Origin of the sequence: Aestuariibius insulae (genome assembly GCF_040783535.2) — a bacterium.
Taxonomy (GTDB): domain Bacteria; phylum Pseudomonadota; class Alphaproteobacteria; order Rhodobacterales; family Rhodobacteraceae; genus Aestuariibius; species Aestuariibius insulae.
The window spans coordinates 55,811-81,632 of record NZ_JBFONW020000004.1 but is presented as its reverse complement, the minus strand read 5'-3'; the positions used below and the strand labels follow the sequence as shown (position 1 = coordinate 81,632).

Here is a 25,822-nt window from a genome sequence, read left to right as displayed (position 1 = left end):
CAGCCCCGCCCATTGCAAATTGACAAACCCGACTGATTCACTCAACAATGCCATCGATCCCTAGCCAAGCCTCCCCTAGCCCCGGATCTCCTTTTCATCCGGAGATATGCCATGCTCATCCAGAAGATCCCGACAGCCCCCGCTCCCAAACCGGCGACCCAGGCGTCCACGGGCACCTATAATGCGCGCGACCTCATCGCCGACGGCGTGCAGACGACGATCCAGCTGGACGAAAAGACCTACGTCCTGCGCATCACCAAAGCTGGCAAGTTGATCCTCACGAAATGAAACATTACGCGCCTCGTCCATCGCAGGAGGCAAGACCCGTCCTGGAACGGCTCGATCCGTTCCAGGCCCGCGTCGTGGCGCATCTGCGCTGGTGGAGCGATGGTCCAAGCGGCCAGGACATGGTCCGGCTCGACTACCGCACCGCGCTCGGCGCCGCCGAAACCGAAGAGGCGGTGGGCCTTCTCGATGCCGTCATCACGCTGGTGGGCGACAATGCCCGCCGTCCGCTCAAGCGCCAGCAAAGCGGCTGCCAATGCATAGGCTCCGACGAGGCGCTTTTCGCGCGGCTCGTCGCCTTGGCAGGGCACCATCTGCACGAGGATGCCACACGCATCGCGGCAGAGCTTGTGACCGGCGCGCGCGCGGAACAGATGGCCATTCTCGCCGCCGGTCTCGGCCGCTATATGAAATGCCTTAAGCCGCATGTCAGACCGGCACGGCTCCACTGACAGCCCAACGCCATTGCGACCCAAACCCGTGTGTCAATCCGTGATCGGATCGGCGATCTTGCGCTGGCCTACGTATTTTACTCGGGGTCACAATAGAAGTATCCAGCGCCATGGGCAGACCCAAGAAATGGCATTCGATCCCTGAATATCAGGCGCTTCGTGCACTGATGCAGGCCGGCACGACGACCGGAGCCGCGCGTCAGCTGGGTCTGTCGCAATCGGCGATCAGCCGCTCCATCGCCAATCTGGAGGACCGCGTCGGCGGCACGCTCTTCGAACGCGACGGCGGGCGCCTGCGCCCCACGCAAGAGGCCGTCCGCCTGAACCGCAGGCTCGACCCGCTCTTCGACGCGCTCGACCGGATCGACGGCCCGCCCGAACCGGTGCAGGAAACGCTGCGCCTGATCGCGCCGCCCACCTACGCGCATCGCTTTCTCGTCTCGCAGGTCGGCACGTTCCTCAAGACGAACCCGACCTTCTTTGTCAGCTTCGAGGTGAATACGTCCGACGAGGTCACGCGTGGCATTCTCGATGACCGGTTCGATCTCGGCGTCACCGGAACCGAGGCGACCCGCGCGGGGGTCAAGCTCATCCCCTACCGCAAATCCGAAGCGGTCTGCGTGATGTCGCGCGGCCACCCGCTCGCCGAGCGCGACAGGGTCGAACCGAGGGACCTTCACCGGCAGGATCTCATCGCCCTGACCCACCGCCATGCGCGGCGCGGCCATCTCGACCGCCTGCTGCAGCAGGCCCATGCGGCGCCGCATCTCGTGGCCGAGGTCTCGACCTCCTTTGCCGCCGCGGATCTGGCCAAGGACGGGCTTGGGATCGCGGTCATCAATCCGTTCCCGCTCTATAATTACCGCGCAGAGGATCTGGCCTTCGTGCCGTTCGACTCCCCAATCCGCTATCAGATCTATTTCGCGGTCTCCGATGCGCGCCCCGTTCCCCGCGTCGCGCGCGCCTTCATGCGCCATCTCAGGCTGAACACCGCCACCGATCCCTATTCGACGAAGGGCTAGCCGCGCAGGACCGGCCGGACGATGGCCTTCAGGCGTTGCCCCGGTCGCAACTCCAGCTGCAGCGCTGCCCGCCGGGCAAGCCGCGCGGTCAGCCGGTCCGGCCCCGCGCGCAACCCGATCGTCACCGTCTGCCCGGACAGACGCATCGCATCGACCGTCACATCCAGCACATTCAGCGCGCCCAAGGCCGCAGGCAGCTCGGCGGCCAGCGTGATCTCTTCGGCCCCGATCCCCAGCGCGACCCGCTCTCCCGGCGTACCCGGCGCATCGCTCAGATAAAGCCGCCCGCCCGCCGCCGTGACCTCGGTCAGGCCATCCGCCTGCTTCGCACCGATCACCCCCTCAATCACGGTGCCCACCGGCGCCTCCGGCACGGCTCCCGCAATCGCCGGATGACCCGCCATCTCGGCCACGGGACCGGCCTCAAGAACGCGCCCGCCCTCGATCAAAACCAGCGTCGTCGCCAGGCGCAGAACCTCCTCGGCGGCGTGGCTGACATAGATCACCGGCAGCTTGGTCTCCGCCACAAGCCGGTCGAGGTAAGGCAGGATTTCCGCCTTGCGCCCCGGATCAAGCGACGCCAGCGGCTCATCCATGAGCAGCATCCGGGGGTCACTCAACAGCGCCCGCCCGATGGCGACCCGCTGCTTCTCGCCGCCGGACAACCGCGCTGGATAGCGCGTCAAAAGCCCGCCCAAATCCAGCAGATCCACAACCTTGTCCGGCGAGGCACCACTCCGCCCATAGGCCAGATTGCGCGCCACCGTCAGATGCGGGAACAGCCGCCCGTCCTGAAACACATAGCCCATCCGGCGCTTATGGACCGGCACGAAGACCCCGGCCTCCGTGTCGACCAGCACGTCACCTCCCAAAGCAATCCGCCCGGCATCCGGCTTAAGAAGCCCCGCCACCGCATTGACAACGCTGGTCTTTCCAGCGCCGGACGGCCCATACAAGGCCGTCACTCCGCCCGGCGCCTCAAAGCCCAGATCCAGCTGGGCGGCCCCGAAATCATGCGTGATGCAGACCGACAGCGTCATGTGCCCGCGATCCGCCGCGCCGCCCGGCGCGCCAGCGCCTCCGACAGCAGAACCGCCGCCATCGCCACCGCGATGGAGATCCCGACCAGCGCCAGCACCGCATCCTCCCGGCCCGGCACCTGCAGCGCCGTGTAGATCGCGGACGGGATGGTCAGCGTCTCTCCGGGGATCGCGGCCACGAAGGTAATCGTCGCGCCGAACTCTCCCATCGCCTTGGCGAAGGCCAGCACCGCCCCCGCCAGCAGTCCCGGCCAGATCAGCGGCAACGTCACCGTCAGGAACACCCGCACACGCGACGCACCGAGCGTCGCCGCCGCATCCTCCAGCCCCGGATCGACCGCTTCGATGGCCAGTCGCACCGCGCGCACCAAAAGCGGAAAAGCCATTACTCCGGCGGCAATCGCAGCTCCCGTCCAGCGGAACGCAATCACCAGCCCGAACGTCTCCTCCAGCCACGCGCCCAGCGCGCCCCGCCGCCCCAGCAGAACCAGCAGCAGATAGCCCGTCACCACCGGCGGCAGCACCAGCGGCAGATGCACCAGCCCGTTCAGCAGCGCATGACCCGGGAACCGCCAGCGCGCCAGCGCATAGGCCACGAAAACCCCGAGCGGCAAGCTGACCAGCGTCGCCACCAGCGACACGCGCAGCGACAGCCGCACCGCCTCCCATTCGGCGGGTCCCAGCTGGTCGAGGTCCATCAGGGCTCCAGAAATCCGGCCGCGAGAAAGGCCGCCCGGCCCTCCGGGCGTTGCAGGTAATCATAAAGCGCCCGCGCGGGCTTGGCCTCGCTCAAAAGCGCCAGAGGATAAAGGATCGCCGGATGGCTCTCCTCCGGCAGATCGGCGACGACAAAGACATCCCCGTCCGCCTCCGCATCGGTCCGGTAGACCAGCCCCAGCGGCGCCTCTCCCAAGGCCACCAGCGCCAACGCCGCGCGCACATTGTCCATCTCGGCCAGCCGCTCGGCCACGCCGTCCCACAGTCCCAAAGCCTCCAGCGACGCGCGCCCGTAAATCCCCGCCGGCACGACCTTACTCATCCCCATCGCCAGCCGCCCGTCCCCGAGCCGCGCCTCCACAGCCTCCGCCGTCAGATCCAGAGCTCCCGGCTCCGGCGCGATCAGCACCAGCCTGTTCGACAGATACGCCACCGGGGCCTCCGCTCCCGCAAATCCCCGCTCCGCCAGCCAATCCGCCCAAAGTGGGCTCGCCAGCAGAACCAGATCCGCAGGCGCGCCCTGGTCGATCTGCCGCGCGATGGTCGCCGAGCCGCCATAAGCCACCTGCGCCTCGTGACCCGTCGCTTCGGCCCAAGCCTCGACCGCCCGGTCAAGCGGCCCTTTCAGGCTCGCCGCCGCGAAAACCCGCACGGTTTCCGCCCCCGCAGGCGCGGCCAGACATACGAAAAGAACCAAAGCCCGGATCATGGGGCGAAGACTGACCGCGCCCCTTCCGACTTGCAAGCCTTGCACCAGCGCCCGCACCGTCCTATCGGCGGACTATCCCACATCAAGGCTCCCATGCGTTTCTACCGCCTGCTCATTACCCTGCTCGCGCCGCTCCTTGCGGGGCTTTTCCTCTGGCGGCGGCTCACCGGGCGAGAGGATGCCGCAGCCCTCCGTGCCCGCCTCACCGGCCCGCCGCGCGAGGATGGCCCCACCCTCTGGCTCCACGGCGCCAGCAACGGAGAGCTGATCTCCGCCCGTCCCCTCATCGAGGCCCTGCTCGAGCGGCATCCGCGGCACCGCCTCTGGATCACCGCGAACACCGTCACTGGCCGCGACCTGGCGCAGGGCTGGCAGCTCCCCCGAACCACCGCGACGCTCGCGCCGCTCGATCTGCGCTGGCTCACCCGCCGCGCCCTCCGCCGCCAAAACGTCACCGCGTTCCTGACCCTCGAAAACGAGCTTTGGCCGAACCGCCTGACCACCTGTGCAGCGCGCGACATCCCCACAGCCCTGATCGCCGCCCGCATGTCCGAGCGCAGCGCCCGCGGCTGGTCCCGCCTACCCAGCCTCGCCAAAGCCGCCCTCGAGCCCATCACCCTCCTCTCTGCCCAAAGCGCCGAGGCCGAGCGCCGCTTCCGCACCCTCGGCGTCCCCGAGGCCGCCATCGCGCCGCAGATCGACCTCAAGGCGCTCTACACCCCGAACACCGACCCCCTGCCCTTCGACCTGCAAACCGCCTTCCCCAGATCCAACACCATCCTCTTCGCCTCCACCCATGACGGCGAAGACGCCCCCCTCCTCGACGCCTTTCTCCTCGCCCGCGAACAGCAACCGGCTCTCAAGGCCATCCTCGCCCCCCGCCATCCCCGCCGCGCCGATGACATCGCCCGCCTGATCACCGAACGCGGCCTCACCCTCGCCCGCCGCTCCTTGGGCGAGGCCCCGACCGCCGATATCTACCTCGCCGACACGATGGGAGAGATGCCGCTTTGGTATCGCCTTGCCGCCGTCACTTTCATCGGCGGCTCGCTCGTGGACAAAGGCGGCCACACCCCGTTCGAGCCTGCCGCCTACGGCACCGCAATCCTTTACGGGCCCCATCTCGACAACTTCCGCGCCGCTTACGAGGCGCTCGATACCACCGGCGGCGCAGCCCTCGCCGAAACCCCGGACCAGATCGCCAAGGCCATCCTTTCCCATCTGAATGGCTCCGATATGCCCGCCAAGGCGCAAGCCGCCCTCGCCTCTCAGACCGATCTCGACGCGCTTCTCGCCCGGCTCGACCCGCTCCTGCCCCGGTAAAGCTCCGCAATCCGCGCCCCGATCTCGTGCCGAACCGACCCGTCGCGCGGCGCATCCGCCAGCGTTGTGAACCAATACTCCGGCGGATTGCGCCCCCGCCGGTCATGGTCCCAGCTCAAACGCCGCAACACAGCTTCAGCCTCATCGGGCAACCGCTCCGGCGGCGCCTGCCCGTTCAGCACCCCCCAGATCCCGGTCCAAAGCCGCCCGACCGACCACGGATTATACCCGCCCCCGCCCAGCGCCAGAAAGCGCGGCGTCATCGGAAGCAGCCGCTCCACAATCGCCCAATGCGCCCGGTTCGACAGGCTCAGCCGCGACTGCGGATCCTCCTCGACCGCATCCGATCCGCATTGCAGCACGATCGCCTCGGGCGCAAAAGCCTCCACCACCGGCCCGATCAGATCCTCCCGGATCACCGCCATCTCGCTGTCGTTGAGCCCGCGCGGCACCGGCAGGTTCCACACCTGCCCGGCCCCCCGCACCTCCAGCCCGCCCGTGCGCGGCCACCGCCTCGCCTCGTGGACCGAGAGCATCAGCACATCCGGATCGCCGCCGAACGCCACCTCCACTCCATCGGGATGATGCGCATCGATATCTACATAAGCGACACGCCGCACGCCATGCGCGCGCAGCGACAGCACCGCAAAGACCGGATCGTTGAAATAGCAGAACCCGTTCGCCCGCCCCGGCAGCCCGTGATGCGTACCACCCGCCGGATGATGCACGATCCCGCCGCCTTCCAGCAGCGCTCCGGCCAGGATCGACCCGCCCACCGCCGTCGCGGGCCGCCGGAACATCTCCGGATAAACCGGGTTGGAGGGGGTTCCCAGCCCATACCGCTCCCGCTCCTCGTCCGACACCGCCCCCGCCGCCTCTGCCCGCGCGACAGCGGCGACATAATCGGGCGCATGCCACTCCGTCAGCGCCGCCACCCGCGCCCGAGGCGACGTCCGGTACTGCCGGTCCGGCAGCCAGTCCAGCGCCCGCGCCAGATCGATCACAGTCGACACGCGCGGGATCCGCAGCGGATGCCAGCCCCCATAACTGGAATGCCGGTAAATCTCGTGCCCGATAAAGACCGGCTCCGTTAACCACTTTTTAGTCACGGTTGAGAGATCCTTTACGGGCTGAACTTTGCAATAAGGCCTTGAAACCGCTAACAAGAGGCTTCGAGTCCACCAACAAAGGCTAGACCGCCTCAGACCGATGACCATGATGCGTCCCTTGAACAAGCCCCGAAAGCTCTCGCTCTCGGGCGTCTCCAAGCGCAGCGTGCGCACCCAGTTCGCGGCGCTCTGCTGGCGCGTCAAGAAAGGCGAGGTCCAGATCTGCCTCGTCACCAGCCGCACGTCCAAGCGCTGGATCCTGCCCAAGGGCTGGCCGATGCATGGCCGCACCCCCGCCGGCGCCGCCGCCATCGAAGCCTACGAGGAGGCTGGCCTGCGCGGGCGCAGCTACGACATCTGCCTTGGCGTCTTCGACACCCGCAAGCACCACGACAAACGCCAGCCCTATCTGGCGCTGGTCTACCCGATCAAGGTTAAGACCGTCCTGAACAACTGGCCGGAAAAGGACGAACGCCGCCGCAAATGGTTCACCCCCGAAAAAGCGGCAGAGCGTGTGGACGAGCCGGGCCTTGCCGAGATCCTGCGCCGCTTCGACCCTGCGTCACTCGCGCCCTGACCCCTGTGCGCGCGCCCGCCGGAAGGCTAGATATCTCGCAGCACGCGAAAGACCCGGCATGATCAAGTACACTCTCAAATGCGATCAGGGACACAGCTTCGAAAGCTGGTTCCAATCCTCGGACGCCTACGAGGACCTGCGCGCCGCAGGCCGCCTGACCTGCCTCGACTGCGGCTCGACCTCCGTGGAGAAAACCCTCATGGCCCCCAAGATCGGCGGCGGGGTCAAGATCGATCCCGCCAAGGCACTCGCCGCGTTCAAATCCCATGTGGAAAGCAATTGCGACTATTTCGGCCCCGACTTCGCCTCCGAGGCGCGCGCCATGCAGGACGGCACCGCCCCGGACCGCCCGATCTACGGCGAGGCCAAACCGGCCGAGGCCAAGGCCCTGATCGACGACGGCATCCCCGTCGCTCCCCTGCCCTTCACGCCCACCCGCAAGGTGAACTGACCGCACTCGACCCGGGCCGCCCCCGCGTTACGTCCTGAGGCCAGACAGTCTCGGAGGTCCCCCATGCACGCTCTCATCACCGGCGCCAATCGCGGCATCGGCGCCGCCCTTAAGACCGCCCTCGCCCTCGATTACACCGTCATCGGTACCACCCGCGGCACCCCGGACGGCGACGACTGGCGCCAGCTCGACCAGTCCGACCCCGCCTCGATCGCCGCCCTGGCGCCCACCCTGCCGGATACCCTCGATCTCCTCGTCTGCAATGCCGGGATCTACCCCGACAAATCCGAGAGCCTCGCGGACGGCTACCCGCCCGAGATGTGGGAAGAGACCTTCGCCACAAACGTCACCGGCATCTTCGGCCTGATCCAGACCCTCCTGCCGCAACTCACAGCGGCACAAGGCAAGATCGCCATCCTCTCCTCCCAGATGGCCTCCGACACCCAGGCGCCGGGCGGCAGCTACATCTACCGCGCCTCCAAGGCCGCCGTCCTCAATCTCGGCCGCAATCTCGCGACCGACCTCAAACCGAAAGGCGTCTCCGTCGGCATCTACCACCCCGGCTGGGTCCGCACCGATATGGGCGGCGATCACGCCGCCATCTCCCCCGAACAAAGCGCAACCGGCCTCGCCCAACGCTTCGCCGACCTTTCCCCCGACACGACCGGCATTTTCGAAACCTGGGACGGCACAGCCCACCCGTACTGACCTCCTCATCTTGCCTTAAATACCTCGGGGTCCGGGGCAGCGCCCCGAGCGGCTGACCCCTTCAAAAACCATACCCATCCCCGCGCCCGCGAAGGCCGGGCCGGGCGGGTGTCGCGCCCCCCGGGGCGCGCAGTCGCCCAGCTCCGGCTCTTGCCCTCCCGCCCCGCTTTGCATATTGCCGCCTCGGCGCGCATCCAAAGGACCCCCATGCCCACCCTCGTGATGAAATTCGGCGGCACCTCCGTCGCCAATCTCGACCGGATCCGCCGGGCGGCCAAGCGCATCGGCCGCGAGGTGGCGAACGGCTATGACGTCATCGTCATCGTCTCGGCCATGTCCGGAAAGACCAACGAGCTTGTCGGCTGGGTCGAAGAGACATCGCCCCTCTTCGACGCCCGCGAATACGACGCCGTCGTCTCCTCGGGCGAGCAGGTGACCGCCGGTCTGATGGCGCTTACCTTGCAGGAGATGGATATCCCCGCCCGCTCCTGGACCGGCTGGCAGGTCCCGCTCAAAACCACCTCGGCCCACAGCTCCGCCCGGATCGAAGAGATCCCGACGGACAACATCGCCGCCAAGTTCAAGACCGGCATGAAGGTCGCCGTCGTCGCGGGCTTTCAGGGCATCTCCCCCGAAGGTCGCATCACCACGCTGGGCCGTGGCGGCTCGGACACGACCGCCGTCGCCTTCGCCGCCGCCTTCGGGGCCGAGCGCTGCGATATCTACACCGATGTGGACGGCGTCTACACGACCGATCCGCGCATCAGCTCCAAGGCCCGCAAGCTCGACCGCATCGCCTTCGAGGAAATGCTGGAGCTGGCCTCCCTCGGCGCAAAGGTGCTCCAGACCCGCTCGGTCGAACTCGCGATGCGCTACAATGTGCGCCTGCGCGTGCTTTCCAGCTTCGAGGATAACAACGAAAACGCCGGCACGCTCGTCTGTGCCGAGGAGGACATCATGGAATCCAACGTCGTCTCCGGTGTCGCCTATTCCCGCGACGAGGCCAAAATGACCCTGATCTCGGTCGCCGACCGCCCGGGGATCGCCGCCGCCATCTTCGGCCCCCTCGCCGAAGCAGGCGTCAATGTCGACATGATCGTCCAGAACATCTCCGAGGACGGCCGCACCGACATGACCTTCTCCTGCCCGGTCTCCGACGTGCCCCGCGCCGAAGCCGCGATGGCCAAGGCCCAGCAGGACGGCGCGATCAACTACCACGATCTTGTCGCCGATACCGATGTCGCCAAGGTCTCGGTCGTCGGCATCGGCATGCGCTCCCATGCGGGCGTCGCCTCCAAAATGTTCTCGGCGCTCCGCGAGGAGGGCGTGAATATCAAAGTCATCACCACCTCCGAGATCAAGATCTCGGTTCTGATCGACCGCAAATACATGGAGCTCGCCGTCCAGGCGCTGCACGACGCGTTCGAGCTCGAAAAGGCGTGATCCTCTCGAATACCTGACGATTTTCGTCGCAAATATGTCCCACTTTTGTCGCAGGTCTTAACGCTGGACTCGCGGCGCGACTTGCCCTTACGTCATTGCATTAGCCGTCCACGCGCTTGGGGAGAGTGCGCGGCACGGGACTGTGTAGATGTATTTTTATGAGGGAGGACGCCATGTTTTACGGCATCCTGGCAAGTGTTCTGGGTTTAGGTCTTGCCGCCACCGCCGCTCAGGGATGCGGCCAGATCCACCAGATAAAATCCGGCGAAACGCTCGGCAAAATCGCGCAGGACAGGCTGAACGACAGCGCTGCCTACAGCGTCATTTATGACCTGAACAAGGCGCTGATCGGCCCCGATCCCAACGTGATCGAAATCGGCATGACCCTATCCCTGCCATGCGGCGCCTCCGGCGACACCCCTGCCGCCGCCGCTCCGCCGGACTGGTCCGCGCTCCTGTCGCCCGCGGGCCTCGCGGATCTCAAAACCGATCCCGCCATTCAGATCGTCGATCTGAGATCCGCCAAAGCCGCGGCCTCCGGCGTGATCCCCGGCGCGCTGCCCGTCCCCTATTCCCGCTGGCGCGGCGCCAAGGACAATCCAGGCCGCCCGCCCACCGATGCCCAGCTCAGCACATTGATCGGAGAGACCGGCCTGCGCCTCGACCGGCCCATCGTTCTGATCCACACCAAGGCCGATCCCTTCGATATGGGCCGCGCCGCCTATGTCTACTGGCTCCTCAAATCCGTCGGCGCGCCCCGGATCGCCATTCTCGAAGGCGGCCACGCCGCCTGGGCCGCAGCAAAGCTGCCACTCGCGGACATGCCCGCTGCGCCCGAACCCTACGAGATCGCGCTGACCATGTCGGACCGCTGGTACGCCTCGCTCGCCGATGTCGAGGATATCGGCGCGGGCCATACCCGCGGCCACCTCCTCGACGGGCGCCCCTCCGGCATGTTCGCCAAGCGCAACGACCAAGGCCAAAGCGTGCCTTCCACCCTGCCCGGCGCCGCTAGCATGCCCGCCCCCGGCTTCTACCGGCTCATGGGCGCGGAGATGCCCGAGCTCGAGATGCTGACCCACCTCAAGGCGCAATCGGTCCTCTGGGAAGCCCAACCGGTCGTCACCTTCTGCAACACCGGAGAGCTCGGCGCGCTCACCTGGTTCTACGCCTCCGAGCTGACCGGGATCGAGAACGTGAAACTCTATCCCGAAAGCACGAAGGGCTGGCTCGCCGCCGGTCTCGAACTGGTCGTTCCGTCGCTGAACTAGGACCCTTTCCAAAAGCGCCCCAGTGACGGAGCAACCAACAGGATTGTCTCCAACGTTGCGCAACAAAGGCAGCGTGCGCTGCATTAACGCGGCACCCTCCGTCAAAAGCACCGACCAAATACCGACGTGATACCGACCGGATACCGAACCGCCGATGTCCGGCAAACGGCGCCGTTAACCCCTAGGCTCCACTCGCTCCGCCAAGTTCGCGCCAGCGCACCACACGCCGCTCCCAGACCTGCAGCAGCCCGTATTCCAGCGCCAGCATCAGGATCACGAAACTCAGCGCATAGGCCATTACGTAACCGACCTCAAATAATTGAAAGTAAAGGTGAATCTGAAATCCGACCCCGTTCGAGCGGCCCAGAAACTCGACCACCAGAACGATCTTCCAGATGATCGCCAGCCCGTTGCGCATCGAAGAGGCGATGAACGGCCAAAGCTGCGGCAAAACCACATGTCTCAACCGCGCCAGCCGGCTCATCCGGTAGACCCGCGCCATATCCGAAACCCGCCGATCCAGCGCCCAAACCCCCTCCCGGATCGTCACCGCGACCATCGCCGTCTTGTTCAGCGCGACCGCCGTGATGGCTGCCAACTCATTGAGACCAATCCACAAATAGCAAAGGACGATCACGACCAGAGCAGGGATATTTAGCAGCACAACCACCCACGGCCCGAACCACCGGTTCGCCCGGTCGCTCGACCCAAGCAGCAATCCCAGCAGCAATCCGATCCCCATGGCGAGCGTGAACGCCGCCGCCACCCGAAGCGCGGTCGCCGTCAGATGCAGCGGCAACTCCCCCGACCGCCACTCCGCAACCCCGATCCGCCAGACCTCCCAGGGCGCAGGCAACACATCGGGATCCGCCCAGATCGCAGCCAGCGCCCAGACCCCGACCAGCGCCGCCAGCGACACTGCGATGACGCCCGCCCCAGGCTGCGTCCGGCTCAAGAGGGATCGGCCTTGTTCATAAGGCCGATCCTGCCACGCCCGATCCGCCAATCCTCCTAGACAATGGTCCCATTGGGCCGCGCGCCCGCCCTTCCTAATCTGCCTTGTATGGGAGGACTTCGCGCCCTGATCGCCGTCTGGGGCATCCTGCTCGCCAGCCTCGCCCTGGCCGAGCCGCTTCCGCGCGAGCAAATCGCGAGCCTGATCGTCCCGCCCATGTCACTGGGCGAGCCCGTGACCGAAGACGGCGTCTACGAGCTACTCAATTCCGGCGGCGCCCCGGCAGGGTACGTCTTCGAAACCGAACCGATGGCCCCCCTGCCCGGCTTCTCCGGCAGCCCGATCAACGTCCTCGTTGTCCTCGATCTCGACGGCCGCTTCCTCGACGTGAAACTGATCGAACACAACGAGCCCATCTTCGTCTCCGGCCTAGGCGAGGCCCCGTTTTATGCCTTTTTCGAGCAATATCGCGGCCATTCCATCTCTGACAGCCTCGTCGTCGGCACCCCCTACGGAGACGCCACCTCCGGCAGCGCTCTGGTCTATCTCGACGGCGTGACCAAGGCGACGGCCTCCGTCCGCATCGCCCATGAAAGCGTGCTCGCCGCAGCCCTTCAGGTCGCCCGAGAGAAGATGTCCGGCATCGCCACCGGCCCGCCTGCCGCGCCGGACCTGACCCACGAGGAGGACCTCACCTGGGAGGACCTGATCGCCCAGGGCCTCGTGACCCGCAAGACCGTCACCAACGGCGAAATCGAAGCCGAATTCGCCGGCACCCTCTGGTCCCACGACGACCCCGAGGCGCGCTCCGATCCGGACGCGCCCTATCTCGACCTCTGGATCGTCGATCTCGGCCCGCCCTCCATCGCGCGGGCCGTCCTGAGCGACCGCTCCCTCGCCGATCTTGAGCGGTTTCAGCAGATTTCCGAAACCGATGAGCCGATCCTTTTGATCGAAACCGCCCGCCACGGCCTCGTCTCCGAGGAATTCGTCCGCAACACCTCGCCCGACTGGATCTCGGCCGAACAGGGCGGCTTTCCCATCGCACTCCGTGACGCCGATCTGCTCGTTAACCTCCACGAAACGGTTCCGGACGATCTTCATGATGGTGTCGCGATGATTCTCCGGACGGATCGCCGTCTGGGATTCGATCCCGCCTCGGACTGGACCCTCCAGATCGAGGCGATTCGCGAACACGGCATGTTCCAGCCCGAGATCGGATCGGTCACGCTCGCCGCCACCCACTCGACGCCGGAGCGGTTCTTTACCCGGCCCGAAGTCGTCCGGCCGAACCCGCCCTGGCTCGACGCGCTGCAGAACCGCTCGACCGATCTGGCCCTGCTCGCCGCCGGTCTGACCCTTCTCGTCGGCGCGCTCGCCTTCGCGGACCGCAAGCTCGCGGCAGGGGCCCGCCTGACCCCGATCCGCCTCGGGACCCTCGCCATCGTGACCGTCTTCATCGGCTGGTGGGGTCAGGGCCAGCTCTCCATCGTCACCCCGCTCGGCGCCCTCAACGCCGCGCTTCAGGGCGGCAGCTTCGCCTTTCTTCTCTACGATCCCTTCTCGCTCCTGATATGGATCGTCTCCATCGCGGGCCTGATCGCTTGGGGCCGCGGGCTCTTTTGCGGCTGGCTCTGCCCGTTCGGAGCGCTCCAGGAATTCGCGGCTTATCTCGGGCGCCTCCTGCGAATCCCGCAAATCGAACCCAACGCCCTCTGGGATGCACGGCTCAAATATCTGAAATACCTCGTTCTTTTCGGCCTCATCGCCATCGCGGTCATCGCGCCCCAACACATCGACAAGGCCGCCGAAGTCGAACCGTTCAAAACCGCCATCACCACGCTTTTCCTGCGGGAATGGTATTACGTCGCCTACGCCGTCTTCTGGCTCGTGCTTTCGATGACCCTCTTCAAGGGCTTTTGTCGCTATGTCTGCCCTCTCGGCGCGCTCTTCGCGCTCGGCGGTCTGCTGCGCGGCCGCGACTGGATCGCCCGCCGCGCCGAATGCGGCTCTCCATGCCAGCTGTGCCGGGTCAAATGCCAATACGGCGCGATTGGAAAATCCGGAAAGATCCAGTATTCCGAATGCTTTGCCTGCCTCGATTGCGTCGCGATCCACGACGACGCGGACCGCTGCGTACCGCTCATCCTCGACGGCAAGGGCCGCAGCCTCTCGGGCCATCCAAACGCCGTCGGAGTGCCCGCCAAATGATCTCCCGCCGCCGCTTCATCGCCATCAGCGCAGCCGCCGGACTGGCCTCCCCCGCCCGCGCTACCGCCGCCGTCCGCTGGTCGGGCATCGCCCTCGGCGCGGAGGCAACCCTTACCCTCGACGGCCCCGAGGAGATCGCCCGCCCCGCCCTCGACGCCGCCCTCACCGAGATCCGCAAGCTCGAGAGCTATTTCAGCCTCTACGACCCGGACTCCGTCCTCTCCCGGCTAAACCGCGACGGCGCCATCGACGCCGCCCCGCCGGAGTTTCTTCACCTTTTCAAACAGATCGACCGGATCCACGCCCAGACCGGCGGCCTCTTCGATCCAACGATCCAAGGGCCATGGGCCGCCCTGGCCCGAAGCGATCTGAGGAGCGAATGGGGGTTCGTCGGCTGGACCCATGTCCAACGCTTAGACGCCGGGGGCGTCCGGCTCTTCAACGGTCAACAGATCACCCTCAATGGCATCGCCCAAGGCTACATCACCGACCGTGTCGTCGAGGTCCTCAAGAACCATGGCCTGACCGACGCCTTCGTCGATATCGGAGAGCAGTCGGCCATCGGCGCACCCCGCCGCCTCGCCCTCGAGGACCCCGCAGCGGACCGCGTGGGCACTGTCACGCTCCGCAATACCGCGATCGCCACATCAAGCCCGATGGCCACACCGCTCGCCGGTCGCGGCCATATCCTTCACCCAAAGGGTCCAAACCAGCCACTCCGCTGGTCCACCGTTTCGGTCGAGGCGACCAGCGCCACCCTCGCCGACGGGCTCTCGACCGCGCTCTGCCTCGCGGACCTGCCTCGCATCCGTCGCATTAAAGGCATCTCAGGCGTCCGGCGCATCCTGCTGGTCGATCCCGGAGGAGACGTCCGAACCCTTTGATGGGACAGCAAAAGGGCGCCCATCAGGACGCCCTTCGCAAAGACCCTCGACCATCAGTGCGCCGAGGTTGCCCCCGTCTCACCCGCAGCCGCCGCCTTCAAGGCCCTCTTGGTCATCACGCCAACCAGATGCGCGCGATACTCCTTGGTGCCATGCAGATCGCCGATCATGCCCGACGGATCGACCGTCAGCCCGTCGACCGCCTCTGGCGCGAAATTCCCCGACAGGGCGCTCTCGGCCTCGCCCCAGCGAAAGACACCCTCCTCGGACGCTCCCGTGATGGCCACGCGCACCTCGTCATCGAATTTCGCAACGAAAACAGCAACAAGCGGGAACCGCGAGGCGGGCTGGATGAACTTCTGATAGGCGGCGTGGGACGGCACCGGGAACTTGACCTCGGTGATGATCTCGCCCTCGTTCAGCGCCGTCGTGAACATCCCCTGAAAATAGTCGTCCGCCGCGATCTCGCGGCTATCGGTCACGATCACAGCGCCCGATCCCAGGGCCGCCGCCGGATAACAGGCCGACGGATCGTTATTGGCCAGCGAGCCGCCGATCGTCCCCCGGTTACGCACTGCAGGGTCCCCGATCCGGCTGGCTAACCAGGCCAGCGCCGGATAGCTACTCGCGCTCTCCGACACTTCCTGATGCGTTGTCGCCCCGCCGATATAGATGCGGCCTTCATCGTCGGTGCAGACGCCCTTCATCTGCGCGATCCCGTGCAGCGATACCAGCTTGGAGGGCATGGCAAGCCGCTGCTTCAGCGTCGGGATCAGCGTCTGCCCACCGCCCAGCGCCTGCGCGTCCTCGTCCTTCAGCGCAGCAACCGCATCGGCAATCGTCTCGGGTCTCTCCATCTCGAATGCATACATCTTCGCTCTCCCATCGAAGGTCGGGCGCGCGGCCCTTCCTTCATCTTGTCCTAAATATGCAAGCGGCGGCCACCACCGGCACCGCCGCCCGATCCGCTACGCGCCCTGCATCGCCGCCCAGACCCGGTTCGGCGAGAGTGGCATATCGATATGCGTCACATTCTTACCCCCCGATTGCAGGGCATCGACCACGGCGTTGACCACCGCAGGAGGCGATCCGATCGCCCCGGCCTCTCCGCAGCCCTTAACGCCAAGCGGATTGTGCGTGCACGGCGTCTGGCAGGAATGGTCCACGTCGAACATCGGCATATCGTCCGCGCGCGGCATGGCGTAATCCATATAGCTCGCCGAGATGAGCTGCCCGTCCTCGTCATACGAACAGTTCTCAAGGAGCGCTTGACCGATCCCCTGCGCCAGGCCGCCATGGACCTGACCTTCGACAATCATCGGATTGACGACATTGCCGAAATCGTCGGCCGCCGCGAACCGCTCGATCGTGACATGGCCGGTCTCGGGATCCACCTCCACCTCGCAGGCATAGGCGCCCGACGGATAGGTGAAGTTCGCCGGATCGTAGAAGGCCGTCTCCTCCAGCCCCGGCTCGATCTCTTCGAGCGGATAGTTATGCGGCACGTAAGCCGCCAGCGTCACATCCCCCCAAGCCACCGATTTATCTGTGCCCGCCACGGTGAACTGACCGTCCTTCAGCTCGATATCGCCTTCAGAGGCTTCCATCAGATGCGCCGCGATCTTCTTGGCTTTCGCGATGATCTTCTCAGTCGCCCGAACGATGGCCGAGCCGCCGACCGCCAGGGACCGCGACCCGTAGGTGCCCATCCCCATCGGCACCTTCGCCGTATCGCCATGGACGATATCGACCATGCCGTCGTCGATCCCAATCATGTCGGCCACCACCTGCGCAAAGGACGTCTCGTGCCCCTGCCCGTGCGAATGCGATCCGGTCATCACCGAAAGCCCGCCGGTCGCATTGACCCGCACGGTCGCGCTTTCATAAAGCCCAGCCCGCGCGCCCAACTGGCCCACCAGCGAGGAGGGCGCAATACCGCAAGCCTCGATATAGCAGTTCACGCCCAGCCCGCGCCATTTGCCGCTGGCCTCGCTTTCCTTGCGCCGCGCCTCGAACCCCGAGAGATCCGCAATCTCCTCCAGCTTGCTCAGCGTCGCTTCGTAATCGCCGGTGTCGTATTCCACCGCGACGGGCGTCGCATAGGGGAACTCGGTGATGAAGTTCTGCCGCCTCAGCGCCAGCGGATCGACCTTAAGCTCACGCGCCGCCTTGTCGATCACCCGCTCCAACTGGAAGGTCGCCTCGGGCCGCCCGGCGCCCCGATAGGCATCGACCGGCACCGTATTGGTAAAGACCGCTTTCACGTTCACATAGATCAGCGGCGTCTTGTAATTGCCCGCCATCAGCGTGCCGTGCAGCCAGGTCGGAACCGACGGCGCAAAGGTCGACAGATACGCCCCCATATTGGCATAGGTCTCGGTCCGGATCGCCGTGAAGTTATTCTCCGCATCCAGCGCCAGCTCGATCTTGGTCACGTGATCGCGCCCATGGGCGTCCGACATGAAAGCCTCCGATCGGCTTGCCGTCCATTTGACGGGTCGTCCGATCTGCTTGGCCGCGAAGGTGACGAATGCTTCTTCGGCATAATGGAAGATCTTGGTGCCGAACCCGCCGCCCACATCGGGCGCCACGACGCGCAGCTTATGCTCCGGGATGCCCAGAACGAACGCGCCCATCAGCAGCCGGATCACATGCGGATTCTGTGATGTAGTATAGAGCGTGTGATCGTCGGTGCCGGGATTGTAGTCGCCGACCGCGACGCGCGGCTCCATCGGATTGGCCACAAGCCTGTTGTTCACCAGCTCGAGCGTTGTCACATGCGCCGCCTCGTCCATCGCCTTGGCGACCGCATCGCGGTTCTCCTCAACGAACCCCCAGTCATAGCAAAGATTGCTCGTCAGATCGTCGTGAACCTTGGTCGATCCGTCCTTAACAGCCTCCTTCATGTCGATGACCGCCGGAAGCTCTTCGAGATCCGGCACCAGCGCCTCGGCCGCATCGCGCGCCTGGGCATAGGTCTCTGCCACGACCGCCGCGATCGGATCGCCCACATGCCGCACCTTGCCTTGTGCCAGAACCGGATGCGCGGGCTCCTGCATCGGCTCCCCGTGCCGGTCCGTCACCTGCCATCCGCACGGGATCGAGCCAACGCCTTCGAAATCCGTGCCTGTAAAGACCCTCACGACACCGGGCATCTTTTCCGCCTCGGAGCTATCGATCCCATTGATCTTCGCATGGGCCATGTCCGAGCGCAGGAAATGCACATATAGCTGGCCATTGATATTGATATCGTCGGTATACTGACCTCTGCCGGTCAGAAACCGCACGTCCTCGCGCCGCTTGGGGCTTGCGCCTATTCCACTATCCTTTGGCATGTCTGTCCTCCCTGCCGAAGGTCCGGACCGCGTGGCGCGTCCTCCCCTTCATCTGGCTAAAAATACTCAAGATCCGGAGACCGGCCTCCTCAACCGGCGCTCCGAAGCATCTCACTCGGCGGCTACCGCCGGCTGCGGCACATCCTGACCGGAGGCCGCCATGATCGCCTTGACGATGTTATGATATCCCGTGCAGCGGCAGATATTGCCCTCAAGATATTGCCGGATCTCCGCCTCGCTCGGTTTGGGGTTCTCCTTGAGCAAAGCCGCGCCCGCCATCACCATGCCCGGTGTGCAGAACCCGCATTGCAGCCCGTGATGCTCCTGGAATGCGGCCTGCACCACGCCCAGCGATCCGTCCGCATTGGCCATCCCCTCGATCGTCGTGACCTCGGCGCCCTCGGCTTCCAAAGCAAAGATCGTGCAGGCCTTCACCGCCTTGCCGTCCACGTGCACAACGCAAGCCCCGCATTGCGACGTATCGCAGCCGACATGGGTCCCCGTCAGCTTGAGATCCTCCCGCAGGAATTCGACCAGCAGGGTCCGTCCTTCGACCTCCCCTTTGGCATCCTTCCCGTTCACCTTCATCGACACATGCGACATTCAAGTCCTCCCCTCGTATTCGCGTTGCTTCCGGTCAGCTTTTGACAAGCCGTCCAAGCCAGCCTTTTTTCTCTGTTGTCGTCTCGTCCCCAGCCTCAGCCGTTTCAGGCGCGGCGTCTTCCATGACGTCCTTCGGTCCTTCGACCGCCTCTTTGAAATCGGTGAAAAACTGGTCGGCCATCTTCTTGGCGAACCCGTCGATAATCCGGCTGCCGAGCTGCGCCAGCTTGCCGCCGACCTTTGCCTCGACGTCATAATGCAGCTCCGTTCCGCCACCCTCGATGGGCTCAAGCCGGATATCCGCGCCGCCCTTGGCAAACCCGGCCGCGCCGCCCTTGCCTTCACCGGTGATCGTCAGGCTTGACGGCTCAACCATATCCTCAAGCGTCACGCCGCCCTTGAACGTCGCCTTTACCGGCCCGACCTTCTGGACGACAACCGCATCGAACCCCTCTTCGGCAGAGCCGGTCATCTCCTGACATCCGGGAACGCAGGCTTTGAGAATATCGGGATCCAGAAGGGCGGCCCACACGCGGTCCGGCGGCGCATCGATGGTCTGACTGTCCGTCATCTTCATTGGGTAGGGACCTCTCCTGTCTTGCTCACGCTACTGAAGGGCGCATGGCGCGCATATGCGACCAAGGTGTATCCATCTCAGCGCTCTGGCGGGGTGAAGGTCAAGCCGTAGCTGTCGAATATCGCCGCGATCCGGCGATCCTGAAGGGCCGCATAGATCGCGTCGTCGACCGAATAGGCCAGCGGGCGGTAGCGAAAATTGATGCCCACACCGAGCGTCCATTTCGATTTCGCAAGACCGGGCAAAGGCGGTTCGTGCACCTCCATCGCATCGGTCAGACCATGGTCGATCTGGCTGCGCGGCCCCATCGCCGCCATGACCTCGCCCGCCTCGAGCGCCGCCATCGCCTCCTGCATGGTCGGGTAATGCTTCACATTCGCGCGCATCTGTCCGCCCGCGAAGGTCGACAGATAGAAATCCGAGATCGAGTCGGTCTCCACCCCCACCGTATCGAACCGGAAATAGGCCGGGACCGGCTTGTCCTCTGGGTAGGACGCCCTGTCATAAGCGATCGCCAGCGTCTCGGTCATGTATTGCCCGGTAAAGACCACCTGCTCTACCCGGCAGGCAAACGCGCTGTCATAGGGCACCCGCATCATCACATTCGAGACGCGCTCCGCCCCGCCGATCAGCGGTCCTTTCCAGACATTGTCACGCAAATCCGCATCGAGAGTCTCGCCCCCGTCAACAAAGCTGAACCGCGCCTCCACGCCGAGATCTTCGGCGATCAGCCGCGCAATCTCAACATCGACGCCTGCGGGCACTTCGCCATCGAGAAAGCTGTAGGGCGGGAAATCCTCGTAGACCGCGACGGTCAGATAGCCGCGCTCCATGATCCGGTCGAGATCCTGACCGACCTCATCGCGACTGGCATTCTGCGGCTTGGCCTGCGGCACCCAGTCGGCGCAAGGATCCTCTGCAAAAGCCGGAGCCGGCCCCGAAAGCCCGATCCCGAAAACCGCCGCCCAAAGCGCTCCCTTCGTCATCTGCGCAGACCGACCTCTCAAGACCCTACTGTGCCGCCGACAGCCCGACCGTCAGCGTATCTGCAGCCGCCTTGTACCCTGTCTCGGTCCCATCAATCACCAATGCCGCCCGTCTGGCGATGGAATCGGCCACCGGCGCGCCCGAGAGCGTCTCGATCCCGCTCGCGATCTCGGTCAGCTCCATCCGGGCCGCTTCCGCATCGGCGCCCGAGGCATCGCTGGCCCAGCCCGCCATTTGATCACGCAACGCTTTCAGCGCATCGGTCTGCTCGGCAACGGCCTGATCGTCGGGCCGGGTCTCGATATAGGTCCGGATCGCCCAGCCGGCCTCCTGACCCAGCAGCTCTCCGAAGCCCGGCATCCGCGTCACGCCGCTCTGGGTATAGCCGTGCTGATAGCGTTCCATGAACCACTCATCGCCATACTCCTCGGCCTCCAGATACCGCAGATCCGGCGCGAGCCCGCCCGAGACGCCCTCGATCCCGTGGCACCGTGCGCAGTTCTGGTTGTAACCCGACGCGCCGATCTCGATCGCTGTGGACCAGACCTCCTCGCCCGCAGCTTCCGCGCGATAGGGATTCTCGATCAGCCACTCTTCGCCAAGGTCCGGCAGGCCTGTCGTATCCACCGCCTGCGGTGTGATCGGCGGGCCAGCGGCATGAAGCGATCCTGCAAGGGCAAGGCCCGCGCAAAAGACGGCAGGCCGCAATGGGATGGAACGGGTCATGGCACTCTCCTCGGGGCCTTGATCGGCGGCCCGTCTGACGTTCGGCCCTTTTGCTAGGCGACGGAGGAGCGCGAGGATATTGGACCAAAGTCCGCCCCGCCCAAAGGCAAGACAAAAGTCTCATTCGCCCTTCCCGGCGGCGCTTGATAGCGTCCAGACCGAGGGAGGATCACATGCGAACTCTGCTTTGCACGATTGCGGCCTGCGCCCTTTGGGCATCCCCGTCGCTGGCTCAGATCGACATCGTGATCCAGTATCTCCAGGTGGAGGCTCCCGCCCCTTCGACGCTCTCCAATCTAGATCCGCGCCCCGAAGATCTCGGCCTCGCAGGTGCCCGGGTGGGGATCGAGGATAACGCGACAACCGGCCGGTTCCTTGGCCAGACCTACGGGCTGCAGACCCATACCGTCCCCGAAGGTGACGATCCGCTCCCAATTGCAATCACAGCGCTGGCGCAAAGCGATTTTCTTGTTATCGACGCCCCGGCAAAAGCCCTGCTCGCCATCGCTGACCTACCCGAAGCGCAAGGCGCGCTTCTCTTCAACACCAGCGCCCCGGATATGCCCCTACGCAGCGAGGCCTGCCGCCCGAACCTGCTCCACACCGGTCCCTCGCTCGCGATGCGCACCGATGCGCTGGCCCAGTTCATTCAGACCCGCCGCTGGACCGATCTTGCCCTGATCGCGGGCGAACACCCCCTAGATATCGCCTTCGCCGAGGCCCTCCGCGGCTCACTCAAGAAGTTCGGCCTCACCCTGAACGCCGAAAAGACATGGGCCTTCGACGCCGACATGCGCCGCAATGCCGCGCAAGAGGTCCCGCTCTTCACGCAAGAGCTGGGCGATTACGATCTGCTTCTTGTCGCTGACGAAATCCAGGATTTCGGCCGCTACATCGCCTTCAACACATGGCGCCCTCGCCCCGTTGCCGGCTCCGAGGGGCTAACGGCGGCAGGTTGGTCGACGGTAGTCGAACAATGGGGCGCCGCCCAGCTTCAGTCCCGCTTCCGGGATGCGGCAGGCCGCGATATGGCCCCCGAGGATTACGCGGCCTGGGCGGCGATCCGCGCCATCGGCGAGGCGGTGACCCGCACTCAAAGCGCTGAGGCGGCCAGCCTGCGCGCCTACATGCTCGGGCCCGAATTCGAATTGGCCGGTTTCAAGGGTCGCCCTTTGACCTTCCGCAACTGGAACGGCCAACTGCGCCAGCCGATCCCGCTGGTCCACCCCCGCGCGCTTGTCGCTCTGGCCCCGCTCGAGGGCTTCCTGCATCAACGAAACGAGCTTGACACGCTCGGCCTTGATGCCCCCGAAAGCGCCTGCACCACCTTCGAGGCCCCGCAATGACCGATCCTCTTCATCTGGCCAAAAATACTCAAATCCCGACCTCACCCATCGGACACCGGCATCTCCGAATGGTAACCGTCTTCGCCGCCCTCCTGCTTACCACTCCTGCCTCGGCTGACGAGATCTGGGTGACGAACGAAAAGGACGACACGATCTCCGTCATCGATATCGAAACGCTCGAAGTGGTCCGCACGATTGAAACCGGTGAGCGCCCGCGCGGGATCACCTTCAGCCAAGACCATTCGGTCATCTACATCTGCGCCTCCGACAGCGATGCGGTGCAGGTCATGGACCCCGAAACAGGCGAGATTCTGCATGACCTGCCCTCCGGCGAGGACCCCGAGCAGTTTGTTCTGCACCCCGACAACCGGCGCCTTTATATCGCGAACGAGGATGACGCGATCACTACCGTCGTTGATACTCAGACGCGTCGCGTCATCGCCCAGATCGATGTCGGGATCGAACCTGAAGGCATGGCCGTCTCTCCAGATGGAACCATCGCGATCACGACGTCCGAAACTACAAACATGGCTCACTGGATCGACACCGAAACCGAAGGGCTCTTCGCCAACACACTCGTCGACACCCGCCCTCGTCATGCGGAATTCACGCGCGGCGGAACCGAGCTCTGGGTCTCCTCTGAGATCGGAGGCACGATCACCATCTTCGATGTCGACACCCAAAGCGAGATGGCCAAGATCGACTTCGAGGTGCAGGGCATCCACCCCGACCGCGTCCAGCCCGTGGGCTTCGAATTCACTGCGGATGAAAGCATCGCCTTTGTCGCGCTTGGTCCTTCCAACCATATCGCGGTGGTGAATGCCGAAACCTACGAGGTCGAAGACTATATCCTCGTCGGACGGCGCGTCTGGCATATGGCGTTCAACGCCGACCGGTCGCTCCTCTTCACGACAAACGGTGTCTCCGGTGACGTCACCGTGATCGACGTTGAGCGCCGCGAAGCGCTCAAGACGATCAAGGTTGGCCGATTCCCCTGGGGCGCGGCTTTCCGGCCAACGGAGTGATCTAATGATCCAGACCAACAAAAAGGTGGTCCGCCGCCTTTTCCTCGAGGGATTTTCCCGCAATGACGCCAATGTGCTCCGAGAGGTCCTGCATCCGGAATTCACCCTGACATCTGCCGGTGCGGTTGCGAAGGACAGCGCCGACCGGAACGGATCCATGGATACCCTGATCGACGGAATGCACCACAACCATCGCAGCTTCGAAGGCTGGTCCTTCACCATCGATCATCTAATGGCAGAGAACGACCACGTTTCGGTCCGGTGGACAGCCACCGGTCGGCACGTCGGCAGCTTCATGGGCGAGGCACCGACGGGGCGCGAGGTCACGCTTCAGGGCAATTCCCTCTACGAGATGCGCGACGGACAGATTCTGCGCGACTGGGTCTTCGCCAACCAGCGCGATTTCCTGATAGCTCTCGGCGTCGGCGCGCCGCCCGAACCGGAGGCGGGCGCGGCGCTTGTCCGTCGGTTCTGGACTGATATCATCGATGCCCATAGCATCGATCCGGTGAACGAGATCATATCGCCCGATTACCGTCAGCACGCCGATGGTATTGCGCAGGGACCGGACGGTCTGAAGGCCTTCTTGACCGATACCTTTACCGCCAGCCGCGGCATGCGGGCCGAGATCCACGATATCGTCTCCACTGGCGAAATCGTCGTGTCCCGGACCACCGTGCAGTTCGAAACGCCCCCTCCCGGCTGGGATCCGTCCCAGACGATCATCGACATCTTCCGCACCGACGGCCGTCACCTGACAGAGCATTGGGACACAAGATAGGGCCGATGCGCTCTCCGTAGACCGATCCAGCTGTCTCAAAGGCCGGGACAGGGCCTAGAAAGGACAAATCCATGAAAACGCTATCCGCTGTCGCTCTCATAGCGGGCCTGACCGCCAGCATCGGGCTCGCCGATGGGGACGATACCCGCTTTGGGCTCGCCGGCATTCTCTCTGCCTCGAACAAGGAGGACCTGCCCCCGATCACGCTGAGTGCCGGAATGCCCTTGGCAGACGCACCGCTTTCTTTGAAATCCGGAACATATTACGAGATCGAGATCGAGGCCGACGGCTCGCAGGAACTCGGCCTTGTGGGCGCAGAGTTCTTTCGCGCCATCTGGATCGACGAAATCGTCATCGAAGGGCTGGAAATTCGACCCCTCGGTCTCGATTCCGTGGAGTTTGACGAAGCTGGCACCATGGAAATCGGATTTCTCGCGATCAAACCCGGCAGCTACAACCTACGTGTTCCCGGATCGACCGGCGAGACACAGCGGCTCGATATCACAATTGAATAACGGCCTCTCGATCCGGAGGACCAGCTTCGCCTATGGCGCGAGGCAAGCGCTGGACGCGGTCTCTCTCGATATTGCTCCAGGAGGATTCTGCGCTCTTCTGGGTCCGAATGGGGCCGGCAAATCGACTCTCTTCGCGCTTCTGACCCGGCTTGTCACAACGCCCAGTGGACAGATTATCATCGAAGGCCACGACCTTCGCGCGGCGCCTCGCGCCGCCCTCGCGCGGATCGGTGTGGTTTTCCAACAGCCGACCCTCGACCTCGATCTAACGGTTCGTCAGAACCTGAGGTATTTCGCAGCCCTACAAGGTCTCTCCGGTAGGTCTGCATCAAGCCGGATCGATGCCGCCCTGGATCGGCTCGCCATGCGAGAGCGCGACGGCGAGAAAATCCGGGCGCTCAATGGAGGACATCGCCGCAGGACCGAAATCGCGCGCGCCCTGGTCCATGATCCTGCCGTCCTCCTCCTCGATGAGCCGACCGTAGGTCTGGACGCTGCCGCGCGCGGCGCAATCACCAGCCATGTGCACGACCTTGCAGCGGACCGATCGCTGACGATCCTATGGGCCACCCATCTGACGGACGAGGTCCGACCGTCCGACCGTCTTGCGGTCCTGCATCAGGGCCGACTGATCGCGGATGGGATCGCCAGCGAAATTGCAGGCGCTGTTTCGCTCTCTGACCGCTTTCTCGCCCTGACGGAGGCCGCATGATCCGCTATCCTCATCTTGCCTCAAATACCTCCGCCGGAGGCCAAGGCGCGGCCGGGCG

Annotated in this window: 27 protein-coding genes; 16 read left to right on the top strand and 11 right to left on the bottom strand. The window is 64.9% G+C overall.

Going from position 1 to position 25,822, the window contains the following annotated elements:
* Positions 1 to 111 precede the first annotated feature (111 nt).
* The 3 genes from hemP to AAD018_RS11940 all read left to right on the top strand — a co-directional run bounded on the left by hemP (position 112) and on the right by AAD018_RS11940 (position 1,759).
* Complete coding sequence (hemP, locus tag AAD018_RS11950) at positions 112 to 288, top strand: hemin uptake protein HemP (RefSeq protein WP_367314314.1); 177 nt, start codon at positions 112 to 114, stop codon at positions 286 to 288.
* Positions 285 to 737, top strand: a complete 453-nt coding sequence (locus AAD018_RS11945; protein WP_367314313.1) for a hypothetical protein — start codon at positions 285 to 287, stop codon at positions 735 to 737. The genes hemP and AAD018_RS11945 overlap by 4 nt, the downstream gene beginning before the upstream one ends.
* Positions 738 to 847: 110 nt before the next feature.
* Positions 848 to 1,759 (top strand): LysR family transcriptional regulator, encoded by a 912-nt coding sequence (locus tag AAD018_RS11940; RefSeq protein ID WP_367314312.1) that lies wholly within the window; start codon positions 848 to 850, stop codon positions 1,757 to 1,759.
* Here AAD018_RS11940 and modC read toward each other — a convergent pair.
* Genes modC through modA form a run of 3 tightly spaced genes read right to left on the bottom strand, consistent with a single transcriptional unit; the run spans position 1,756 to position 4,225 of the window.
* Positions 1,756 to 2,799 (bottom strand): molybdenum ABC transporter ATP-binding protein, encoded by a 1,044-nt coding sequence (modC, locus tag AAD018_RS11935; protein ID WP_367314311.1) that lies wholly within the window; start codon positions 2,797 to 2,799, stop codon positions 1,756 to 1,758. The two genes, AAD018_RS11940 and modC, sit on opposite strands and share 4 nt — an antisense overlap.
* Positions 2,796 to 3,497 carry a molybdate ABC transporter permease subunit gene (gene modB, locus AAD018_RS11930; RefSeq protein WP_367314310.1) on the bottom strand — a complete coding sequence of 234 codons (702 nt, stop codon included), beginning with the start codon at positions 3,495 to 3,497 and terminating at the stop codon, positions 2,796 to 2,798. The genes modC and modB overlap by 4 nt, the downstream gene beginning before the upstream one ends.
* Positions 3,497 to 4,225, bottom strand: coding sequence for a molybdate ABC transporter substrate-binding protein (gene modA / locus AAD018_RS11925; protein WP_367314309.1), 729 nt, complete (start codon positions 4,223 to 4,225; stop codon positions 3,497 to 3,499). The genes modB and modA overlap by 1 nt, the downstream gene beginning before the upstream one ends.
* A gap of 93 nt (positions 4,226 to 4,318) precedes the next feature.
* On the opposite strand from modA, the gene AAD018_RS11920 reads away from it, so the two are divergent.
* Positions 4,319 to 5,548, top strand: coding sequence for a 3-deoxy-D-manno-octulosonic acid transferase (locus AAD018_RS11920; protein WP_367314308.1), 1,230 nt, complete (start codon positions 4,319 to 4,321; stop codon positions 5,546 to 5,548).
* Here the strand turns inward: AAD018_RS11920 and AAD018_RS11915 are convergent.
* Complete coding sequence (locus AAD018_RS11915) at positions 5,494 to 6,657, bottom strand: arginase family protein (protein WP_367314307.1); 1,164 nt, start codon at positions 6,655 to 6,657, stop codon at positions 5,494 to 5,496. The two genes, AAD018_RS11920 and AAD018_RS11915, sit on opposite strands and share 55 nt — an antisense overlap.
* 109 nt (positions 6,658 to 6,766) lie before the next feature.
* On the opposite strand from AAD018_RS11915, the gene AAD018_RS11910 reads away from it, so the two are divergent.
* The 5 genes from AAD018_RS11910 to AAD018_RS11890 all read left to right on the top strand — a co-directional run bounded on the left by AAD018_RS11910 (position 6,767) and on the right by AAD018_RS11890 (position 11,107).
* Complete coding sequence (locus AAD018_RS11910) at positions 6,767 to 7,234, top strand: NUDIX hydrolase (protein ID WP_367315183.1); 468 nt, start codon at positions 6,767 to 6,769, stop codon at positions 7,232 to 7,234.
* A 58-nt stretch (positions 7,235 to 7,292) separates the two neighbouring features.
* Positions 7,293 to 7,685, top strand: a complete 393-nt coding sequence (locus AAD018_RS11905) for a DUF1178 family protein (RefSeq protein WP_367314306.1) — start codon at positions 7,293 to 7,295, stop codon at positions 7,683 to 7,685.
* Positions 7,686 to 7,748: 63 nt separating this feature from the next.
* On the top strand, positions 7,749 to 8,393 hold the full coding sequence (locus AAD018_RS11900) for an SDR family NAD(P)-dependent oxidoreductase (RefSeq protein WP_367314305.1): 645 nt from the start codon (positions 7,749 to 7,751) through the stop codon (positions 8,391 to 8,393).
* Between the two features lie 207 nt (positions 8,394 to 8,600).
* Positions 8,601 to 9,836 carry an aspartate kinase gene (locus tag AAD018_RS11895; RefSeq protein ID WP_367314304.1) on the top strand — a complete coding sequence of 412 codons (1,236 nt, stop codon included), beginning with the start codon at positions 8,601 to 8,603 and terminating at the stop codon, positions 9,834 to 9,836.
* Between the two features lie 173 nt (positions 9,837 to 10,009).
* Positions 10,010 to 11,107 carry a rhodanese-like domain-containing protein gene (locus tag AAD018_RS11890; RefSeq protein ID WP_367314303.1) on the top strand — a complete coding sequence of 366 codons (1,098 nt, stop codon included), beginning with the start codon at positions 10,010 to 10,012 and terminating at the stop codon, positions 11,105 to 11,107.
* A 181-nt stretch (positions 11,108 to 11,288) separates the two neighbouring features.
* Here AAD018_RS11890 and AAD018_RS11885 read toward each other — a convergent pair whose 3' ends face one another.
* Positions 11,289 to 12,062: an ABC transporter permease gene (locus tag AAD018_RS11885; protein WP_367314302.1), complete on the bottom strand. Its 774-nt coding sequence runs from the start codon at positions 12,060 to 12,062 to the stop codon at positions 11,289 to 11,291.
* 108 nt (positions 12,063 to 12,170) lie between these two features.
* Here AAD018_RS11885 and AAD018_RS11880 point away from each other — a divergent pair, with 108 nt between their 5' ends.
* Together AAD018_RS11880 and AAD018_RS11875 are read left to right on the top strand one after the other, a co-directional pair.
* Positions 12,171 to 14,273 carry a 4Fe-4S binding protein gene (locus AAD018_RS11880; RefSeq protein ID WP_367314301.1) on the top strand — a complete coding sequence of 701 codons (2,103 nt, stop codon included), beginning with the start codon at positions 12,171 to 12,173 and terminating at the stop codon, positions 14,271 to 14,273.
* Complete coding sequence (locus AAD018_RS11875) at positions 14,270 to 15,157, top strand: FAD:protein FMN transferase (RefSeq protein WP_367314300.1); 888 nt, start codon at positions 14,270 to 14,272, stop codon at positions 15,155 to 15,157. Before AAD018_RS11880 ends, AAD018_RS11875 begins: the two co-directional genes overlap by 4 nt.
* A gap of 53 nt (positions 15,158 to 15,210) precedes the next feature.
* Here the strand turns inward: AAD018_RS11875 and AAD018_RS11870 are convergent, their stop codons facing one another.
* The 6 genes from AAD018_RS11870 to pedF form a co-directional block, all read right to left on the bottom strand.
* Entirely contained in the window at positions 15,211 to 16,029 is an 819-nt protein-coding gene (locus AAD018_RS11870; protein ID WP_367314299.1) for an FAD binding domain-containing protein, read from the bottom strand.
* Positions 16,030 to 16,125: 96 nt separating this feature from the next.
* Positions 16,126 to 18,492: a xanthine dehydrogenase family protein molybdopterin-binding subunit gene (locus AAD018_RS11865; protein ID WP_367314298.1), complete on the bottom strand. Its 2,367-nt coding sequence runs from the start codon at positions 18,490 to 18,492 to the stop codon at positions 16,126 to 16,128.
* A 111-nt stretch (positions 18,493 to 18,603) separates the two neighbouring features.
* Positions 18,604 to 19,095 (bottom strand): (2Fe-2S)-binding protein, encoded by a 492-nt coding sequence (locus AAD018_RS11860; RefSeq protein WP_367314297.1) that lies wholly within the window; start codon positions 19,093 to 19,095, stop codon positions 18,604 to 18,606.
* Between the two features lie 34 nt (positions 19,096 to 19,129).
* On the bottom strand, positions 19,130 to 19,672 hold the full coding sequence (locus AAD018_RS11855; protein ID WP_367314296.1) for a CoxG family protein: 543 nt from the start codon (positions 19,670 to 19,672) through the stop codon (positions 19,130 to 19,132).
* 77 nt (positions 19,673 to 19,749) lie between these two features.
* The gene (locus tag AAD018_RS11850) at positions 19,750 to 20,658 is read right to left on the bottom strand and encodes a substrate-binding periplasmic protein (RefSeq protein ID WP_367314295.1); all 909 of its coding nucleotides are present in this window, start codon (positions 20,656 to 20,658) and stop codon (positions 19,750 to 19,752) included.
* A 25-nt stretch (positions 20,659 to 20,683) separates the two neighbouring features.
* Positions 20,684 to 21,385 (bottom strand): cytochrome c-550 PedF, encoded by a 702-nt coding sequence (gene pedF, locus AAD018_RS11845; RefSeq protein ID WP_367314294.1) that lies wholly within the window; start codon positions 21,383 to 21,385, stop codon positions 20,684 to 20,686.
* Positions 21,386 to 21,558: 173 nt separating this feature from the next.
* On the opposite strand from pedF, the gene AAD018_RS11840 reads away from it, so the two are divergent.
* The 5 genes from AAD018_RS11840 to AAD018_RS11820 all read left to right on the top strand — a co-directional run bounded on the left by AAD018_RS11840 (position 21,559) and on the right by AAD018_RS11820 (position 25,764).
* Complete coding sequence (locus AAD018_RS11840; RefSeq protein WP_367314293.1) at positions 21,559 to 22,731, top strand: ABC transporter substrate-binding protein; 1,173 nt, start codon at positions 21,559 to 21,561, stop codon at positions 22,729 to 22,731.
* Between the two features lie 68 nt (positions 22,732 to 22,799).
* Positions 22,800 to 23,756, top strand: a complete 957-nt coding sequence (locus AAD018_RS11835) for a YVTN family beta-propeller repeat protein (RefSeq protein WP_367315182.1) — start codon at positions 22,800 to 22,802, stop codon at positions 23,754 to 23,756.
* A 4-nt stretch (positions 23,757 to 23,760) separates the two neighbouring features.
* Complete coding sequence (locus AAD018_RS11830) at positions 23,761 to 24,537, top strand: ester cyclase (protein WP_367314292.1); 777 nt, start codon at positions 23,761 to 23,763, stop codon at positions 24,535 to 24,537.
* A 71-nt stretch (positions 24,538 to 24,608) separates the two neighbouring features.
* Positions 24,609 to 25,052, top strand: a complete 444-nt coding sequence (locus tag AAD018_RS11825) for a hypothetical protein (protein ID WP_367314291.1) — start codon at positions 24,609 to 24,611, stop codon at positions 25,050 to 25,052.
* Positions 25,045 to 25,764 carry an ABC transporter ATP-binding protein gene (locus AAD018_RS11820; protein ID WP_367314290.1) on the top strand — a complete coding sequence of 240 codons (720 nt, stop codon included), beginning with the start codon at positions 25,045 to 25,047 and terminating at the stop codon, positions 25,762 to 25,764. The genes AAD018_RS11825 and AAD018_RS11820 overlap by 8 nt, the downstream gene beginning before the upstream one ends.
* Positions 25,765 to 25,822 lie beyond the last annotated feature (58 nt).